The sequence below is a fragment of the Bacteroides intestinalis DSM 17393 genome, from assembly GCF_000172175.1.
In the GTDB taxonomy this organism is placed as follows: domain Bacteria; phylum Bacteroidota; class Bacteroidia; order Bacteroidales; family Bacteroidaceae; genus Bacteroides; species Bacteroides intestinalis.
This window is the reverse complement of the sequence record NZ_ABJL02000008.1, coordinates 3,359,377-3,376,284: the sequence shown is the minus strand read 5'-3', so window position 1 is coordinate 3,376,284 and position 16,908 is coordinate 3,359,377. Positions and strand designations below refer to the sequence as shown.

At 46.9% G+C, this 16,908-nt stretch carries 21 protein-coding genes; 7 read left to right on the top strand and 14 right to left on the bottom strand.

Annotated features, from left to right (window positions below; all coding sequences use genetic code 11):
* Nucleotides 1–73: 73 nt before the first annotated feature.
* The 4 genes from BACINT_RS22940 to nadD are packed head-to-tail and all read left to right on the top strand — an operon-like array spanning nucleotide 74 to nucleotide 2,308.
* Complete coding sequence (locus BACINT_RS22940; protein ID WP_007667809.1) at nucleotides 74–952, top strand: YicC/YloC family endoribonuclease; 879 nt, start codon at nucleotides 74–76, stop codon at nucleotides 950–952.
* A gap of 13 nt (nucleotides 953–965) precedes the next feature.
* Nucleotides 966–1,529, top strand: a complete 564-nt coding sequence (gmk, locus tag BACINT_RS22935; RefSeq protein WP_007667807.1) for a guanylate kinase — start codon at nucleotides 966–968, stop codon at nucleotides 1,527–1,529.
* Nucleotides 1,530–1,538: 9 nt separating this feature from the next.
* Complete coding sequence (locus tag BACINT_RS22930; RefSeq protein WP_021968362.1) at nucleotides 1,539–1,742, top strand: hypothetical protein; 204 nt, start codon at nucleotides 1,539–1,541, stop codon at nucleotides 1,740–1,742.
* Nucleotides 1,739–2,308, top strand: a complete 570-nt coding sequence (nadD, locus tag BACINT_RS22925; RefSeq protein WP_021968361.1) for a nicotinate (nicotinamide) nucleotide adenylyltransferase — start codon at nucleotides 1,739–1,741, stop codon at nucleotides 2,306–2,308. Before BACINT_RS22930 ends, nadD begins: the two co-directional genes overlap by 4 nt.
* Before the next feature lie 12 nt (nucleotides 2,309–2,320).
* On the opposite strand, the gene BACINT_RS22920 is transcribed toward nadD, so the two are convergent.
* The 4 genes from BACINT_RS22920 to BACINT_RS22905 all read right to left on the bottom strand — a co-directional run bounded on the left by BACINT_RS22920 (nucleotide 2,321) and on the right by BACINT_RS22905 (nucleotide 4,229).
* On the bottom strand, nucleotides 2,321–2,935 hold the full coding sequence (locus tag BACINT_RS22920; RefSeq protein ID WP_007667805.1) for an HU family DNA-binding protein: 615 nt from the start codon (nucleotides 2,933–2,935) through the stop codon (nucleotides 2,321–2,323).
* A 335-nt stretch (nucleotides 2,936–3,270) separates the two neighbouring features.
* Nucleotides 3,271–3,459 carry a DUF3791 domain-containing protein gene (locus BACINT_RS22915; protein WP_370807822.1) on the bottom strand — a complete coding sequence of 63 codons (189 nt, stop codon included), beginning with the start codon at nucleotides 3,457–3,459 and terminating at the stop codon, nucleotides 3,271–3,273.
* Nucleotides 3,460–3,481: 22 nt separating this feature from the next.
* Complete coding sequence (locus BACINT_RS22910) at nucleotides 3,482–3,973, bottom strand: DUF3990 domain-containing protein (RefSeq protein WP_007667803.1); 492 nt, start codon at nucleotides 3,971–3,973, stop codon at nucleotides 3,482–3,484.
* A 16-nt stretch (nucleotides 3,974–3,989) separates the two neighbouring features.
* The gene (locus BACINT_RS22905) at nucleotides 3,990–4,229 is read right to left on the bottom strand and encodes a DUF3791 domain-containing protein (protein ID WP_007667800.1); all 240 of its coding nucleotides are present in this window, start codon (nucleotides 4,227–4,229) and stop codon (nucleotides 3,990–3,992) included.
* 314 nt (nucleotides 4,230–4,543) lie between these two features.
* Between BACINT_RS22905 and BACINT_RS22900 the strand changes: the two genes are divergently transcribed.
* Nucleotides 4,544–5,749, top strand: a complete 1,206-nt coding sequence (locus tag BACINT_RS22900) for a 6-bladed beta-propeller (RefSeq protein ID WP_007667798.1) — start codon at nucleotides 4,544–4,546, stop codon at nucleotides 5,747–5,749.
* Between the two features lie 122 nt (nucleotides 5,750–5,871).
* On the opposite strand, the gene BACINT_RS22895 is transcribed toward BACINT_RS22900, so the two are convergent.
* The 6 genes from BACINT_RS22895 to BACINT_RS22870 form a co-directional block, all read right to left on the bottom strand.
* Complete coding sequence (locus BACINT_RS22895) at nucleotides 5,872–7,209, bottom strand: NADP-specific glutamate dehydrogenase (protein ID WP_007667796.1); 1,338 nt, start codon at nucleotides 7,207–7,209, stop codon at nucleotides 5,872–5,874.
* Nucleotides 7,210–7,639: 430 nt separating this feature from the next.
* A complete protein-coding gene (locus BACINT_RS22890) occupies nucleotides 7,640–9,928 on the bottom strand; it encodes an NADP-dependent malic enzyme (RefSeq protein ID WP_007667792.1) in 2,289 nt (762 codons plus the stop codon).
* A 295-nt stretch (nucleotides 9,929–10,223) separates the two neighbouring features.
* On the bottom strand, nucleotides 10,224–11,123 hold the full coding sequence (locus tag BACINT_RS22885) for an OmpA/MotB family protein (protein ID WP_007667790.1): 900 nt from the start codon (nucleotides 11,121–11,123) through the stop codon (nucleotides 10,224–10,226).
* Nucleotides 11,124–11,212: 89 nt separating this feature from the next.
* The gene (locus BACINT_RS22880) at nucleotides 11,213–13,312 is read right to left on the bottom strand and encodes a tetratricopeptide repeat protein (RefSeq protein ID WP_007667788.1); all 2,100 of its coding nucleotides are present in this window, start codon (nucleotides 13,310–13,312) and stop codon (nucleotides 11,213–11,215) included.
* Nucleotides 13,313–13,373: 61 nt separating this feature from the next.
* Nucleotides 13,374–13,766 (bottom strand): HEPN domain-containing protein, encoded by a 393-nt coding sequence (locus BACINT_RS22875; protein WP_007667786.1) that lies wholly within the window; start codon nucleotides 13,764–13,766, stop codon nucleotides 13,374–13,376.
* Nucleotides 13,763–14,086 (bottom strand): nucleotidyltransferase domain-containing protein, encoded by a 324-nt coding sequence (locus BACINT_RS22870; RefSeq protein ID WP_021968358.1) that lies wholly within the window; start codon nucleotides 14,084–14,086, stop codon nucleotides 13,763–13,765. The genes BACINT_RS22875 and BACINT_RS22870 overlap by 4 nt, the downstream gene beginning before the upstream one ends.
* Nucleotides 14,087–14,310: 224 nt before the next feature.
* Between BACINT_RS22870 and BACINT_RS22865 the strand changes: the two genes are divergently transcribed.
* Nucleotides 14,311–14,604, top strand: a complete 294-nt coding sequence (locus tag BACINT_RS22865) for a nucleotidyltransferase family protein (protein WP_007667781.1) — start codon at nucleotides 14,311–14,313, stop codon at nucleotides 14,602–14,604.
* A gap of 73 nt (nucleotides 14,605–14,677) precedes the next feature.
* On the opposite strand, the gene BACINT_RS22860 is transcribed toward BACINT_RS22865, so the two are convergent.
* From BACINT_RS22860 to BACINT_RS22840, 4 genes are all read right to left on the bottom strand, one after another.
* Nucleotides 14,678–15,028 carry a type II toxin-antitoxin system RelE/ParE family toxin gene (locus tag BACINT_RS22860; protein WP_007667779.1) on the bottom strand — a complete coding sequence of 117 codons (351 nt, stop codon included), beginning with the start codon at nucleotides 15,026–15,028 and terminating at the stop codon, nucleotides 14,678–14,680.
* A complete protein-coding gene (locus BACINT_RS22855) occupies nucleotides 15,022–15,216 on the bottom strand; it encodes a hypothetical protein (RefSeq protein ID WP_007667778.1) in 195 nt (64 codons plus the stop codon). Before BACINT_RS22855 ends, BACINT_RS22860 begins: the two co-directional genes overlap by 7 nt.
* 252 nt (nucleotides 15,217–15,468) lie before the next feature.
* Nucleotides 15,469–15,939 carry an HU family DNA-binding protein gene (locus BACINT_RS22845; protein WP_007667775.1) on the bottom strand — a complete coding sequence of 157 codons (471 nt, stop codon included), beginning with the start codon at nucleotides 15,937–15,939 and terminating at the stop codon, nucleotides 15,469–15,471.
* Nucleotides 15,940–16,200: 261 nt separating this feature from the next.
* Nucleotides 16,201–16,584, bottom strand: a complete 384-nt coding sequence (locus tag BACINT_RS22840; protein ID WP_021968355.1) for a hypothetical protein — start codon at nucleotides 16,582–16,584, stop codon at nucleotides 16,201–16,203.
* Between the two features lies 1 nt (nucleotide 16,585).
* Between BACINT_RS22840 and BACINT_RS24290 the strand changes: the two genes are divergently transcribed.
* Nucleotides 16,586–16,894 (top strand): hypothetical protein, encoded by a 309-nt coding sequence (locus BACINT_RS24290; RefSeq protein ID WP_147400662.1) that lies wholly within the window; start codon nucleotides 16,586–16,588, stop codon nucleotides 16,892–16,894.
* The last annotated feature ends 14 nt before the right edge of the window (nucleotides 16,895–16,908 follow it).

Below are 16,908 nucleotides of genomic sequence, written 5' to 3'. Positions count from 1 at the left end.
ACGTCACTTATTTCTTGAATAATTTTCACTAATGAAAATATTCATGTAATTTTGCGGAAAACTAAAGAATCTTATGATACAATCCATGACCGGATACGGTAAAGCGACCGCTGAACTGTCCGATAAGAAAATCAATGTAGAAATCAAATCGCTCAATAGTAAAGCGATGGATCTGTCAACCCGCATCGCTCCCCTCTACCGGGAAAAAGAAATAGAAATCCGTAACGAAATTGCTAAGGCACTGGAACGTGGTAAAGTGGATTTCAGTCTGTGGATTGATAAAAAAGATGCCTGTGAACTTATTACTCCCATTAACCAGGATGTGGTAGTGGCGTATTACGAACGCATTCGTACCATCTCCGAAACTACCGGTATCCCTGCACCCGAAGACTGGTTCTCTACTTTGCTCCGCATGCCGGACGTGATGACCAAGAACGATATTCAGGAACTAAGCGAGGAAGAATGGAAAGCTGTTCATGCCACTGTACTTCAGGCTATCCAAAATCTGGTTGAATTCCGTATACAGGAAGGCGCGGCTTTAGAGAAGAAGTTCCGCGAAAAGATTTCCAATATTGCCAAGTTGCTGACTTCTGTTGATCCGTACGAAAAAGAGCGTGTAGAGAAAATCAAAGAACGCATCACGGATGCTTTGGAAAAGACCATCAGCGTGGACTATGACAAGAACCGTCTGGAGCAGGAACTCATCTATTACATTGAGAAACTGGATATCAACGAAGAAAAACAACGCCTGAGCAACCACTTGAAATACTTCATTAATACTATGGAGGATGGAAGCGGACAAGGTAAGAAGTTGGGTTTCATTGCCCAGGAAATGGGACGTGAAATCAATACGTTGGGAAGCAAGTCCAATCATGCTGAGATGCAGAAGATTGTAGTGCAGATGAAGGATGAGCTGGAACAAATCAAAGAACAGGTATTGAACGTGATGTAATTACTATTTCAATATGGCTAAACTTATTATCTTCTCAGCCCCTTCAGGGTCAGGGAAATCAACCATTATCAACTATTTGTTGGAGCAGAACCTGAATCTGGCTTTTTCTTGTTCTGCTACCAGTCGTCCGCCACGCGGAACAGAACAGCATGGAGTGGAGTACTTCTTTCTTTCTCCCGAAGAATTCCGTACTCGCATTGCCAATGATGAGTTTCTGGAATATGAAGAAGTGTACAAGGACCGTTACTACGGTACATTGAAGTCTCAGGTAGAAGCTCAGTTGGCTGCCGGACAAAATGTGGTTTTTGATGTGGACGTTGTAGGTGGCTGCAATATAAAAAAGTTTTATGGCGACCGTGCTCTGTCGGTATTCATTCAGCCTCCTTCGGTAGAGGAACTTCGTAAACGTCTGGTAGGACGTGGAACGGATGCTCCCGAAGTGATAGAAGCCCGCGTTGCCAAGGCGGAATATGAACTGACGTTTGCCCCTAAGTTCGATAAAGTCATTGTAAATGATGATTTGGAGAAGGCAAAGGCGGAAGCTTTGCAGGTTATTACAGAGTTTTTGTCTGAATAATTGGTTCCTATGTATACCCCGAAACCTGTTTCTCCCAAGCAGAACAAAGCATTGTTGATTCTCAACATTCTCTTGGCACTAGTTTCTCTTGTGTCTGGATTGATCGCTTTGTATTACCTGCAATGGACAATCATTATTGGTATGTCTGTGGTGCTGCTTTCAAGTTGCATCAATGTTTATACTTGCTGGAAACGTATGAAAACAATAGAATGAAAACAGGTATCTTCAGCGGCTCCTTCAATCCGGTACATATCGGACATCTTGCCCTTGCCAATTATCTTTGCGAGTATGAAGGGCTGGATGAAGTATGGTTTCTCGTAACCCCTCATAATCCGTTGAAGGAAGAAGATGAATTGATGGATGATGCCTTCCGTTTGAAGTTGGTTCAACTTGCCATTGAGGGGTATCCCAAGTTTAAGGCTTCTGATATTGAGTTTAATCTGTCCCGTCCGTCCTATACCATCCATACGCTGGATAAACTGAAAGAAACCTATCCCGACCGGGAATTTTATTTGATTATCGGTTCGGATAACTGGGTGCTATTTCCCTGTTGGTATCAGTCGGAGCGTATTCTTGTTGAAAACCATATTCTTGTGTATCCCCGTCCCGGTTATCCGGTTTCTTCCGATTCCCTTCCGGAGAATGTGAAAGTAGTTTCTTCGCCTACTTTCGAAATTAGTTCTACCTTTATTCGCCGAGCGATGGAGGAAGGGAAAGATGTTCGTTACTTCCTCCATCCGGCGGTTTACGAGGCATTGCTTTCTGCGTTTTCCCGCTGAAAGGAGTATGGCTTATTCTTGATTCCTCTTTATATAAACTACTGAACGTCCTCCGCCCCGTTTGCGAATAATGCCTTCTGCCAAATATTCTTGTAAGTCACAACTGGCACGGCGGTCCGTTATATTCGTCAGGCGGGAGTATTCGGTGCGTGTGATGCAGACATTTACTTCCAGGAATTTCAGCATCATCTCTTTTCTTTTTTCCGGGGCTACTGCCGGTTTCTTTGTCGTCATCTTCTTGTCCAGCCTTTCCAAATGCATTTGATACCTAACGTACTTTTTGAAGGTTTTGCTTGGGCGGAACTTCACGGTTTCAAACCGTACGGACTCGGCACGAATATCTTTCTTGTTCATGGCGGTCCGCGTGCATTTCAGCGTAGTGCTGAAGTAACCCAGTTCGTCCAATTCCACATTGTAGCCGTCGGCAAGCCAGTCGCCCAGTGCATTGCTGATGGCTTGCATGATGCCCACTATCATGGCGTGCGGCATGTGCTGCTCTTTCACCATTCGTTCCTGAAATTCTTTTGCCGTAATGGTGCCTTTAGAGCGCACACGTGCGTGCAACGGTTTTTTCTTTCCTTCGCCACTGGGATCCGGTGTTTCGTAGAGGTCATAGTAAGTACTCATAATATATGTTTTAAGAGGTTTATACTTCCGTAGAAACAAACTGGCACCGGAACTGCAAGAAACTAATGTCGGATGTGCTACGAACTAATATTTTTCATACTAAAAAATATTCGTACTACAAATATAGTAGTTTCTTACAATAATTGTTCTATTCCCTTACAATAATTATAGAATTTTCTTACAACAGTTGATGTATGAATAGTTTTTAGTTAATAAGAAATTAGTTCCTTGCGTTGCGGGGATTAGTTCTTAGTAGGTTTGATATTAGTTTTATGGCAGTGGCGGGAGCCGGCAGGACAATCTCGTTATAATAGGCTTGTCGTATATAGAGAGTATCAATTGTTGCGGATTTCCATAATGATTTCATCTACAATATAGGCATCACTGAAAGTATAGAGTTCGGTTTCAGGGTCATGCAGGCGGTTGCAAACCGTTGATGTATAGAAAACATCTAAAGCACGCAATGGAGAAATCTCCAGCTTCTCGGAAAGTCGCATTACGATTCTTCCGATTTTGTTCCACATAAGAAGGTCACTCAACATATATTTAGGGGTTTAATTGTTCAATGGAAACAAAATGTAGGCATTCGTCTATTAGTAATTGGCTTAACAGACAAAATTGGTTGTTAGGCTGGTGTTGCGCTAATTGCCCTAATGCCATCTCTACAGTCATCATGCCGTTTATATAGGCTTCTACTGTATCAATGACGCGATCGTTTGCCACGCCGCCTTCCACAATGTCGTATGTTGCCCATGGCTTTTCGCCTTTGCGGCTTTTTACAATAAACTCAAGCCATTGTTGGTCGTATTTCTTAAATTTTAGATAGCGGTATTCCTTTTCTATGCGTTCTATATCAAGCTCGTAAATATTGAGTATAGGGGATTCTTGTAGTTGTCTGCCTATGCGAAAGGCCCATCTTTCCGCTTGCTCTCTTATGTTGGTGATATAAAAACCTTGGCCGAAATCAAGATTCTCTCGTCCGGCTTTAGCAATTGGATAATCCACTTTAGTAATGGAGCCGTGATAAACAGTGAGCATATATTTTTCTTTTGAATTAGTGATTTATTCCAGCTTTCTTTTCCCAAATATCCAATGTTTTCAGGATATCTTCTGTTACATATACCCGGCTTTGGGTGTGAAGTACATCATAAAACTCCCAAATATAGTTTTCAATCAGATTGATGCGCTTCATGCGCAAATACATTTCTGATGCCGGACATCCAATAGCACGGGCAGCTGACTCGATGCATGAGGATGCAAATATCGTTTTTAATTCTTCTTCTGTTACTGGCATAATATATTAAAGAATAAAGCTATTGTTGCAAAAATAGGGATTATCTTTGGAAAGGCATGCAAAAGGCAGGCTAAAATTCACTTCATATATTTGCGAATTCTCCTAATTAATTTGTTCCTTTGTAGAAAGGAGTTTGAAAGAATATGCAAATGGAGCATTCTATAGATATAATAAGGTGAAGCACATCATGTAAAGAACCAATTAATACCTGTGTATTATGAAATACATTCCTTTGTTATTAATCTGTGCACTAATAAGTTGTACACCCGGTAAGAAACAACAAACTTCGACTACCGAAACCCAATGGTGTTGCTGTGATTAATTTGTCCGAAAATGTATCGGATGCTTCTTCACTGCCGTTGAGCGATGCCGTTGCTAAAGTAGAGTTTGTGTGTTTGGAGGCAACCAATGAGGCGCTGACAGCAGGCATTCATCTGGTGCAAGTAACAGATCATGATATTTGGATAGCGCATTATAAAGATAATCGTATTCTACGTTTTTCCCGTTCGGGAAAGTTCTTAAACATGGTGGGCAATATAGGGCAAGGACCTGGTGAGTACGTCACTCTGGGTGAATTCCTCATTGACGAAAATCATAAAGAAGTCTATATTGTAGGTGGAGGCATTCTGGTGTATGATTTTGAAGGGAACTTTAAGAGAAACGTTATAGGGTATAATCACTATAATAAATTTGCAGCAGCTTATACGCAACATGTACTGTTCGAAAACAACTTTTTTATTGCACAAAACATAGCATTGTACAGACCGGTACCCAAAGACTCTTTATGGTCTTTTGCACTGGTAGACAGTTGCTTTCATTTAAAAAAGATGTTCAAGAATCCGGTTCATAAGGGTAGAGAAGAAGGTATCATTAAGAATTGCGCTCAGATGAATTATTTTGCTAATTATTGGAAAGAGGATCTGACCAATATAGATACTTATGGTAGCCAATTAACCCTTAAATATCCCGATACTGATACTATCTATCGATATGACGTCGCTCATGAAAGTTTGAGTCCTCAATATTCTATCTTTACAAAAGAAGAAAAAGGAGATTACGAGCAGACTCATTTATGGTTTAGAGAAAGAAAAGCCTTCGATTACTTCTCTATCAGCTCTTATTATCCAAGCAAAGATTATGTCTATTTGGTGGGGAGCAAAGGGGATAAGGTACTGACTTATTGCTACAACAAACAAGATGGAACAGTGAGGGAGCAAAAGCGACAAGGCAAAATTAAAGAACGCCAAGTGCCCTGGTTCAACATACCTTTACGGGGTATAGAACGTCCTTTTGTTTTGGATAATGACTTGTTGGGAGGTGAATTTACAGTTGATTATCGTTCTGCCGGTAAGTATTGGATAGATGTGTTGGAACCTTTTAGTGAAGATAACTGGATTGATATAGGTCGGATAAAAGCCACCAAGGCAAAGGATGAAGCTAAAAAGAAAGAACTTGTTGAGGCTCTGGAAAATGTTGGCGAGGAAAGTAATCCGATAGTATTGATTGCGACATTGAAGTAGTAAAAAAAACGGATTTAAGGATGAAGTCTAAGCTGATGAAGAAAATGACGATGAGTTATAAAGAAAATCCCCTTCACACCGAGTGCAAAGGGGATTCCCAATATATAACAACTATAGCTTTCTTACACGATACCTTGTGCCATCATAGCTTTTGCCACCTTCATGAATCCGGCAACGTTAGCACCCTTCACATAGTTCACATAACCGTCAGCTTCTGTGCCATACTGTACGCAGGCTTCGTGAATGTTCTTCATGATGCTCTTCAGTTTCTCGTCTACCTCTTCAGAACTCCAGCTCAGTTTGATAGAGTTCTGAGTCATTTCAAGACCGGATACTGATACACCACCTGCATTGGCAGCCTTACCCGGGGCATACAGAATTTTGGCATCCTGGAATACTTTGATAGCTTCTGGAGTAGAAGGCATGTTAGCACCTTCGGAAACAGCCATACAGCCGTTTGCTACTAACTGGCGAGCGTGGTCACCGTTCAGTTCGTTCTGAGTTGCAGAAGGCAGAGCGATGTCAGCTTTTTCACCCCAAGGTTTAGCTCCTTCTACATACTTCACACCCGGATATTGCTCTGCATATTCGCGAATACGTCCACGGTAGAGATTCTTCAATTCCATGATGTAGTCCAGTTTCTCGCGGTCGATACCTGCCGGGTCGTAAACATAACCGTCAGAGTCGGACATTGTCAGAACTTTACCACCCAGTTCGAGAACTTTTTCAGCGGTATATTGAGCTACGTTACCGGAACCTGAGATCAGGCAGGTTTTACCTTTCAGGTCAGTACCCTTAGTTTTCAGCATTTCCATCAGGAAGTAGATGTTACCGTAACCTGTAGCCTCAGGACGAATCAGTGAACCACCGAATTCGCGACCTTTACCTGTGAATGTACCGGTAAATTCACGAGTCAGCTTCTTGTACATACCGAACATGAAACCTACTTCACGACCGCCTACACCGATGTCACCGGCAGGAACGTCAGTCTCAGGACCAATATGGCGCCACAGTTCCAGCATGAATGCTTGTACGAAACGCATTACTTCAGCATTAGACTTGCCACGCGGAGAGAAGTCGGAACCACCTTTACCACCACCCATAGGCAGAGTAGTCAGAGAGTTTTTGAAGGTTTGTTCGAACGCGAGGAACTTCAGGATTGAGAGGTTCACAGATGCGTGGAAACGGATACCACCTTTGTACGGACCGATAGCGTTGTTGTGTTGAACGCGATAACCCATGTTTGTCTGGATGTTACCTTTATCGTCCATCCAAGTCACGCGGAACTGGTAAACACGATCGGGGATGCAAAGACGCTCAATCAGATTGACTTTGTCAAACTCCGGGTGTTTGTTGTACTCTTCTTCAATTGTAGAAAGTACTTCTTCCACTGCCTGATGATACTCTGGTTCGTTGGGGAACCGTCTCTTCAAATCTTCTAATACCTTAGCTGCGTTCATAATCTATTTCTTTTATTGGTTATTTTTCAGTTGACGAGAGTTCAGTTGACAAGTTGACGAGGGGGTCAGTTGATAAGGCATTTGCGCTACCGCAGGGAATTTCTTGTAACTTGTTTCCTCGTATCTTGTTTCCCTTTTTCTCTGTTGCGGTTGCAAAAGTACACATAAAAATGAGACAAACAAACAATTTATAAAGAAAATGCGGTAGAAAACAACATTTTTATTGTTTTCTACCGCAAAAAGGAATAAAAAGACATTATTTATCCTCTCTTTAATGATTTTATTACCGGAATGAACACTAACGCTGCCGAAATGATAAGCGTCATAATGACTGGTCCATCAATTCGTTCGACAGTAGTCAGAACTATGTAGCAAAGTGCTGCCCAAAGCAGCACAATGCAAACACTTTGTGATTTCGATAACGGACGTCTCATTTACCTGCTTTCTTTTTGTCCACGATAGCATCGATAACGGCTACTGCGGTGATATTTACGATGTCGCGCACGGAACTTTCGAAGTCGGTGAAGTGGATAGGCTTGTTCAGTCCCATTTGTATCGGGCCGATTAGCTCCATTTCCGTATTCATAGCTTGCAACAGTTTGTATGCGGAGTTGGCAGAGCTCAGGTTCGGGAATACGAGGGTGTTCACATCCTTGCCTTTCAAGCGGGTGAAAGGATATTTGGCGTCGCGCATCTTGCGGTCCATGGCGAAGTTCACCTGCATCTCACCGTCGATGGCGAGGTCGGGATAGTTCTGCTGCATGTACTCTACGGCTTCGTGTACGCTTACCGGACTGCCTTCGGTGTCGGCGCCGAAGTTGGAGTAGCTCAGCATGGCCATTACCGGGGTATGGTTGAAGAAACGTACGGTGTGCTCTGACAGTTTGGCAATGTCAATCAATGTTTCGGCATTGGGGTGACGGTTGATTAGCGTGTCGGCAAGGAAATACGTACCTTTCTTGGAGTTCAGGATGTGCATCGTACCGAAATGCTTGTATTGCGGTTGTATGCCGATAACTTCCTTGGCTACCTTGATGGTGTTGCTATACTTTGTATAAAGACCGGTGATGAATGCATCCGCATCGCCTGTTTCCACCATCATCATACCGAAGTAGTTGCGTTCGAACATCTTGTCGTTGGCTTCCTCGTAGGTGGCACCCTGGCGGGCACGTTTTTCAGAAAGGATGCGGGCATAACGTTCGCGGCGTGCTGCCTCGTTCGGATGGCGCAGGTTTACGATTTCGATACCTTCCAGGCTGAGGTCGAGTTCCTTTGCCAGTTTCTCGATAGTCTCGTCGTTACCTAAAACGATGGGATGGCAGATGCCTTCGGCTTTGGCTTCTACGGCTGCTTTCAGCATATTGGGGTGGGAACCTTCGGCAAATACCACGCGTTGCGGATTGCGACGGGCAGTGTCGTAAAGCTGGCGGGTGAGTTTGCTTTCGTAACCCATGAGTTCGCGGAGTTGTACGCAGTAAGCATCCCAGTCTTCGATGTTCTTACGGGCTACACCGCTTTCCATGGCAGCCTTGGCTACAGCGCAGGAAACTTCGGTGATAAGGCGCGGGTCAACCGGTTTCGGGATGAAGTATTCGGGACCGAAACTAAAGTTGTTAACATGATAAGCCTCGTTCACAACATCGGGCACGGGTTGTTTTGCCAGGTTGGCAATGGCATGTACGGCGGCAATTTTCATTTCCTCGTTGATGGCTTTTGCCTGAGTATCGAGCGCGCCACGGAAGATATAGGGGAAACCGATTACGTTATTAATCTGATTCGGATAGTCTGAACGTCCGGTTGCCATCAATACATCGGGGCGGGCTGACATGGCATCTTCGTAGGAGATTTCCGGTGTAGGGTTAGCCAGTGCGAAAACGATAGGAGACGGGGCCATGCTGCGCACCATGTCCTGTGACAGTACATTACCTTTGGATAATCCCAGGAATACGTCGGCCCCTTTGATAGCTTCTTCGAGGGTATGGATGTCAGTACGGTCGGTGGCGAAATAACGCTTCTGTTCGTTGAGGTCGGTACGTGTCTTGCTGATAACGCCTTTGCTATCCACCATCACGATATTTTCCAGGCGGGCACCCAGTGAAACGTACAGCTTCGTACAGGATACAGCCGATGCGCCGGCACCGTTCACAACGATTTTCACATCTTCAATCTTCTTGCCTGCTACTTGCAAAGCGTTCACAAGTCCGGCACTGGAGATGATGGCCGTACCGTGTTGGTCGTCGTGCATCACGGGGATGTCGAGTTCTTCCTTCAGGCGGCGTTCTATTTCGAAACATTCGGGAGCTTTGATGTCTTCCAAATTGATGCCACCGAAAGTAGGGGCGATGGCTTTGACTGCCTGGATAAATTTCTCAGGGTCTTTCTCGTTCACTTCGATGTCGAACACGTCGATACCGGCGTAAATCTTGAAAAGTAATCCTTTACCTTCCATTACGGGTTTGCCGCTCAACGCGCCTATATCGCCCAGACCGAGCACTGCGGTACCGTTGGAAATTACAGCTACCAGATTACCCTTCGCTGTATATTTGTATGCGTCCTGCGGGTTCTTTTCTATTTCAAGACATGGCTCCGCCACACCGGGGGAGTATGCAAGTGAAAGGTCGGTTTGGGTACTGTAGGGCTTGGTAGGCACTACTTCTATCTTACCTGGTTTGCCTTGTGAGTGATACAGCAAGGCAGCTTCTTTGGTTATCTTAGCCATGGTAGTTGATTATGAGTTGTTAGTTAAAAGTTATAATTTGGGCGCAAAGGTAGGAATAAATGTGATAAAATGTAAGTGCGTGTGCGATAAAAACTATTAAATTGTACTTATTCAGGGCTTATAGAAGGGAAAAAACAAATAGACTGCCTCTGAATAGCAACTTGCCGTTATTTTGCTCCGGATGACAGAGTGATAGGCTTCTTCCTATTCAGAGACAGTCTGAGGTTTGTTTTGGAATTATATTTTTTCCCTATGTTTCTGCTTGTAGGTTAGGTAATTGCAGGCAGTCTTTACTTTATTCGGCTTTTTCTTCTCCTTCCGCTTCCGGCGCCTTGTCTATCAGCTCCAGGAACTGGTCGAGCTTCGGAGTGATGATAATTTGCGTACGGCGGTTGCGTTGCTTGCCCAGTTCGGTGTCATTATCCGTGAGAGGATTATATTCTCCACGGCCGGCGGCGGAAAGACGTTTGGGGTCGACGCCGTATTGATTTTGCAAGGCTTGCACTACGGATGAGGCACGCAGGGCGCTCAGGTCCCAGTTGTTGCGGATGTTGGGGCGGGAGATGGGCACATTGTCCGTGTTACCCTCTACCAATACTTCGTAATCCTTGTAATCGGTGATAATCTTGGCAATCTTGCTCAACGTTTCGCCGGCGCGTTCGTTGATTTCGTAACTGCCGCTCTTGTATAGCATATTGTCTGCCAAGGAGATGTAAACCACGCCTTTCAAGACCTTTACATCCACCTCTTTTAGCTCTTCGCGGCTCAGGGAGCGGGTGAGGTTGTTGGTCAGCACTACGTTCAGAGAGTCCGATTTGCTCTTGGTGTCCACCAGTTGCTTGATGTAGCGGTTGGAGGCATTAATCTCATCCACCAGTTTGGAGATGTTGATGTTGCCTTGGGAGTTCTGCTGGAGGCTCTTGTCGAGAGAACCTTGCAGAGTGGCGTAGCTGTTGCGCAGCTCCTGGTTGTTTTTCCGGGCTTCGTTGAGGCGGTCTTCCAGGCTTTTGGACTGTGTGCGATACTCGGCGAGCTGGATTTGCGCATCCTGATAGGACTTATCGAGGGCAGTCTTCTCGTCCTTCAACTTGTTATAATCTGTTTGAAGATTCACTAATTCTTTCTTGCTCACGCATCCCGTCAGGAGCAGAGTCCCGGCTAACAGGAAGGATGCAGCTAATTTTGTACGTTTCATAAATCTTTCTATTATAATGTTTATAAGTAATATAACGCTAACAGTTTCCAAATGGTTGAACTGTTGCAAAGATAGTGAATACTATGCAATTATTCCTTGGAAGACATCACTTTTCTGATTTCAGTGTCTGCATCGGCTCCTTCCGGCAATCCCAGTTTTATGCGTATCCGGTATCGTGTTTTCGAGACACTGGATTTGCTGATACCCAAGGTGCGTGCCATTTCGAAGTTGTCCAGTTGCAGCATGGCGAGCATGCAGAAGAGTTCGTCGCTGTAGGTCAGGTCGGGGCAACGGCTCCGCAGACGGTTCAGTGCTGTGGGATAAACGGCGGAGAAGTTTTGGCGGAAGCGTTCGGCGTCTTCTTTGCTGAAAAGGCTTTGTTGCAGGCTCTCCATGATGCTGTCGAGGTTGCAGGTATTTTCGTGTGTGGCCTGGATGTCGGAGAGTTGGCGGACCAGGTCGAGATTGCGGTCGTTGAGTTGCTGGCGGTCGCGGATGAGGCTGTGCAGTTGCGCTTCCTGTTCGCGCAGCAGGGTGGCGGCGGCTTCCTGCCGGATGCGGATGGCACGATGCCTCATCACTACCCAGATGATGATGCCGGCAGCCAGCAGCAGGCAGAGTGTGCCAACGAGGAGGGTGGTGCGCAGGCGACTGTCCTTCAGTGCTACTTCGGCGGTGAGGGCGCGGTTCTCCTGCTCTTTCTTTTCGGTTTCGAAGCGGATGTTGGCGGCGGCAAGCTGGCGTATCTTCGCGTCGCTGGCTATGGAGTCGGAAAGGGCTTGATAGCGGGGCAGGAAGTCGGCAAGGAGGGCGAAACGTCCGGTATGGCGGTAGCACTCGGTGAGCAGACGGGCGGCCTGGTGGGCCATGAGGCGTTCGGAAATGTTCTCCGATTCCGTCACGGCACTTTCCAGCAGGGGGATAGCACGGGAGTATTGTCCGGCTTGGGCGCAGGCGCTTCCGTAATAGTAAAGGTAGAAGGCTTGGCGATGGGCGGGTATTTGTCCTTCGAGGGTGGTGAAAATGCGCAGGCCTGCTTCCAGTGAGTCGGGCTGCAAAGTGAGCAGATGGGCGCGTTCGAGGGCGGCTTGCAGCTTATAGTAATCGTTGCCTGTACGGTTGAAGCAGCTGTCGGCTTGTTGCAGGGCGACGAGGGCATCGGCGGAACGGTTCATTTCGGCAAGGACGGCGGCTTTGTTGATGTAGGAGCGTCCGCGCAGGTTGTTCAGTATCTCGAAGTCTTTGGGGGCGTCGGTCACGATGGCGCAGTAGCGCAGGGCTTCGTCGTAAAGGCCGAGGCGGCGGTAGGCTTCGGTCAGGTTTTCGGCGGCGATATATTGCCCTTGTTCGTCGGGTTTGTCGGAGGGAGTGGAGGCAATGGCTTGGCGGCAGAGGGCGATGCTCTGTTCATATTTACCCTGGTGCAGGTAGATGTCGGCAAGGCGGGCTATGGCATGGGGATAGAGGCCACCGCGGAAACCGGTGTGGCGGGCAATGTCGATAACCCGCAGGAAGGCTTGCTCGGCACGGGTACTTGCGCTGTCCACGCCCATGTAGGTGATGCCGGCGGCGGCACTCCAGTAGCTGTCGTTCTCGGGACATTCGAGGCGTCCGGTGGCTTGTGCGCGGGCAAGGAGGCCGGAAGGGAGGGGGGCGGCGATACTGTCTTCTGTCCGGGCGAGCTTCATGGCTTGGTCGAGGCATTGCAGGGCTTCGGCGTGGCGGTCGAGGGGCATCAGCATCTGGGCTTTGGCGGTGAGGAGGCCTCGCAGGCAGTAGCGTTCCAGAAAGGGGAGGTGCAGGCGTTGGAGGCTGTCGAGGTGGCGGTAGCCGCCTTCAAAGTCTATTAGCAGGTTGTAGCTTACCATCAGGTAGCGCAAGGCACGGTTGCAGAGCAGGCGGCCTTCGGCGGTGCTGAGGGTGTCGGAGTGCTGCGGGGCGTCGGGATTGAGGCTGGCGGGCAGCAGGAAGATGGAGTCGAGATAGGGGATGGTTTCACGCTCCCGCCTTTGGTCGTAGAGGGGCTCTGTGGCGGCGAGGAAACGCAGGCTGTCGGCGTGGTAGCGGGAAGAACGGAGAGGGGCGGCTGCATTTCCGGTAATGGTTTCACTTCCGTTGCCGGTATGGCAGGCGATGAGGCACAATGGTAGTAACAGTAGCAGCAGTATCGGTTGTGGTATTTTATGCATGGTGGTTGTTTTCAGGTTTATACCGTAATTTGCTGACAAAGTTATATAACCAGATTGTTTCTCATATCAGTTCCTTTATCTTTTCGACAAGTTCTCTTGCTGGGGCACGCATTGCGCTGATTTCTTCTTCAGATATGGAATATAAGCAGTTATAGTCCCCTTTCTGCCTCAGTTGTTCGATGCGTGACAGAAAACTTCCCAGGTGTGAACTGATTATTCCGGTTTTTATAAAGTTCAACCCGAAACAGCCGATCAGCCCGTCATGTGTCCGGCACGTCAATCCATGCTTAATCAGTAATGCTTGTACAGCATGGAAACATGCATAATAGTAACGGTTTGAAGCTATGTCCCAGTATTTTAGAACATACATTTCATCTGCTTGTTGCAGAAAAGTCCGTGCTTTTTCCATCTGCAATGTCACAAGGGCATTGCGTTCTTCTTCACTTAAACTCATACCAGTATAATTCCTTCTTGTTCAATGTTTTTATAAAACGGAGTGATGTGGCTTGCGGTCCACTCCTTCAGGGTGTACATGATGGGGTTGATGCGTTCACCCAAGTCCCAGCCTAGCGTGGTGAGCGGATAGCTTACAGTGTCGTAATCGGCAGTTTCGAGTTTCTCCTTGTCGAGTACGATAAGTATGTCCCAGTCCGAGTCCGGGCGTGCGTCGCCGCGTGCTTGCGATCCGAACAGCACGGCACGTCCGCCGGAAGGCAGGTGTTGAGCCAGCGACTGGCGGATGCTTTCGAGTACTTTATTGGCGTTGCGTTTCATAATGTCTCTTTTTAGGATACTTTTTTCGTGAAACAAAGATAAAGAAAAAAGTGTTACCCCCTGCACATAAACTCTTAAAAATGACCGATTATTCACGTGCCATAATAACAGATGCTGGGGTAAGCTTCGTAAAAATGAGTGCATAGCGGTATATTTTCGGCGGTATGTCTTCTCTTTCTTGAGGAAATCGCTAACTTTGTACCTGTCACTAAAAGAAGTAAGATATGGAAACCACCCAGGAGATCGTCGACCGTCTGCGGGCTTATAAGGAAAAGTTTGCCGACAAGTATGGCATCGAACAGTTGGGGCTGTTCGGTAGCGTGGCGCGGGGGGAACAGGACGAGAAGAGCGATATTGATGTGTTTATTACGATGAGCCGTCCCAGTTTCTTTACCCGTATGAATATAAAAGAGGAGCTACAGAAGCTTTTTCATCGGAAAGTAGATTTGATAACCTTGCACGAAAACATGTTTCGCAGTTTTCGCCAAAACCTTGAACGTGATGCGATATACATCTGAAATGAGTGTGTAGGAGCGAATGGAGTTCCTCACGATGAAAGCGAAACAGGCTGTGGAGCGGGGGTATTTTCTCTTAGTTTTCCGCATCTTCCATATCTTTTAAAATCTCTTTAATGAACTCATCTGAAACATTTTCCATTTCATTCTTATCATAAATAAAGAGAAAGAAGACAATCCCTTCTTGTTGGTATAGACTGAGGATGAGGCGAGCACCGCCACTTTTTCCCCGCCCTTTTGCTGAAATAGCCATACGCATTTTACGGACGGTTGCAAAAAGAGGAACGCCGACCTCCGACGGAGATTCCTGAATTTCGTCCATAACCTTCAACAAATCTTGTTTCAACGTACGATATTTTTTCAATAGTCGTTTGAAGGCGATCTTAAAATCGTCCGAGAACTGGAACTTTACAGCTTCTCTTACCATTTTTCTATTTCCTTTTCAGCCTCCTCACGACTCAGTTCAGGATATTTATCACGTTCGCTCAGGCCGCGGCGGATAGCTTTGGCCACTTTGAAGCTTTCTTCCCATTGCATCATTCTCTTGAAGAAACTTTTACTTATTTCCACCGTGACATGGTCTTGACCTTCACTGATGATTTTGTAATTTCTCATAATTTTTCTCCTTTGTAATAAAATGTTCTATACCCATATTCCTCTTAGAGGTTTGGTATGCCAAAGGTACGAAAAAAAGGTGTACTCTAACGAAATATCCCCTTAAAATCAGTTCGTTTCTAAATAGAACAACAGCAAATAGCTGTCCGCCTGTCTGCTGCTGTTCCTCTCTCTGCATCGGGGGAGGGCGTAGGGGCGCATGAGTGCCGTGTTCGACTCCCGCCCGGTTATCGCAACGGAGTTCGGTTTCGGTTATCCCAACGGATTTTCCTCTATTCCTCCGTCTCCGCCGCTGCTGCCGCCACTGCCTGTGCCGTCCAACTGGCTGATGGAGTTGATATTTGCCCACGTCACGTTTTCGCCGATGAGGCCGCGGGTGATGGTGGTACCTTGCCGATGCGACTCGGGCACGAAACGTACGCGGGTGCCGGAGATTTGGTTGGCGTTCACCTTTTCGGCCGTGTCCACGCCTTTGCCTGTGGAGATGCAGGTGTAGTAGAAGGTTCCCAGACCCTCCACGTGTACCGTGCGACCGGTGTTCATACATGTCCCCAGCACAAGGCCGAGGGCTTCGAGGGTAGCTTTGGTGTCGGCGCTGCTCACGGTGGAGATGAGCGCTATCTGCTTGCAAAGCTCGTCCATTTCGATGGGTTTGCCCACGCTCACGGCTTGGGGATGCCACTTCTTGGACAACTTTTTGTAAATAGGTTTGAAAAATGCCATATTCTATGGTTTTTTAAGTGAAACATCTGCCTGAGCCTTGTGCAGAGGGCTTGTGGAGCGGTTTTTAAGGGGTGCTGACACTTGTGCTAAGTGTCAGCGATGCTTGTGCTAAGTGTCATGGACACCTGTGCTAAGTGTCGGGGATACTTGTGCTAAGTGTCAGCGAGGTGAAGCCGTATTCCGCTAAGTCTGCATTTGTTGTCAGGATTTATCTTAATATTCGTCAATCAAGGGGGACGTATCAGAAGTGCTTTTCTTCGGTTACTTCACCCAGGCCACTACGTTGAGGCAGAAGTCGCTGAAGTTAGCATCCGTATAGTCTTCGGCACACACGGTGTAGGAGATGCCTTTCAGACGTCCGTCGCTGCCGTATATCTGGGTGGCGCTGACCACGGTCTGGAGTTCTTCGGGATAGGAGTTCTCAATACTCACCTTCAGTTGGTTGCCGGCGCAGGTGTCCGAGCCTTCGCCCAGGAACTTGTAGGCGTAGTGACCTGTGCCTTCGTCGGCTTTGTTGAGGGTGAAATATCGATGACCCGTTTCGTCCGTCATGCTGATGGTGATTGCGCGGCTGGCGCGTGTGAAAGCGCTCCATGACAAGGCATAGCCTTTTTCTGCTCCTGATAGTATAATTTCTCTTTTCATAATGAATTTGTTTTTATCTGTGTTTCCCTCTCTCTTCCTCTTCGCAGCTTTCCCGACAGGGAAGAATGGCAAAAAAACGAGAGTGAGGGTGAGGCAGCGTGCCGCTGACTGTGTTCCCCGGCGGCTTGGGAAGTCTTTTCTGTGTGATGCCTCTCCTGCGATGTCTTCCTCCTTTCCTGATGCAGGCGGATTAGGGTGTTCCGTCCTTTTTTTGTGGGTGAGGCTGCCATCCGGGCAGGGACGTATGACCCAGGATGGCAGTCTGTATTTCCTTCTTTCTGCACGCCGCATTTCGGGGGGGCGGGTTTAGTTGGGGATTGCCGA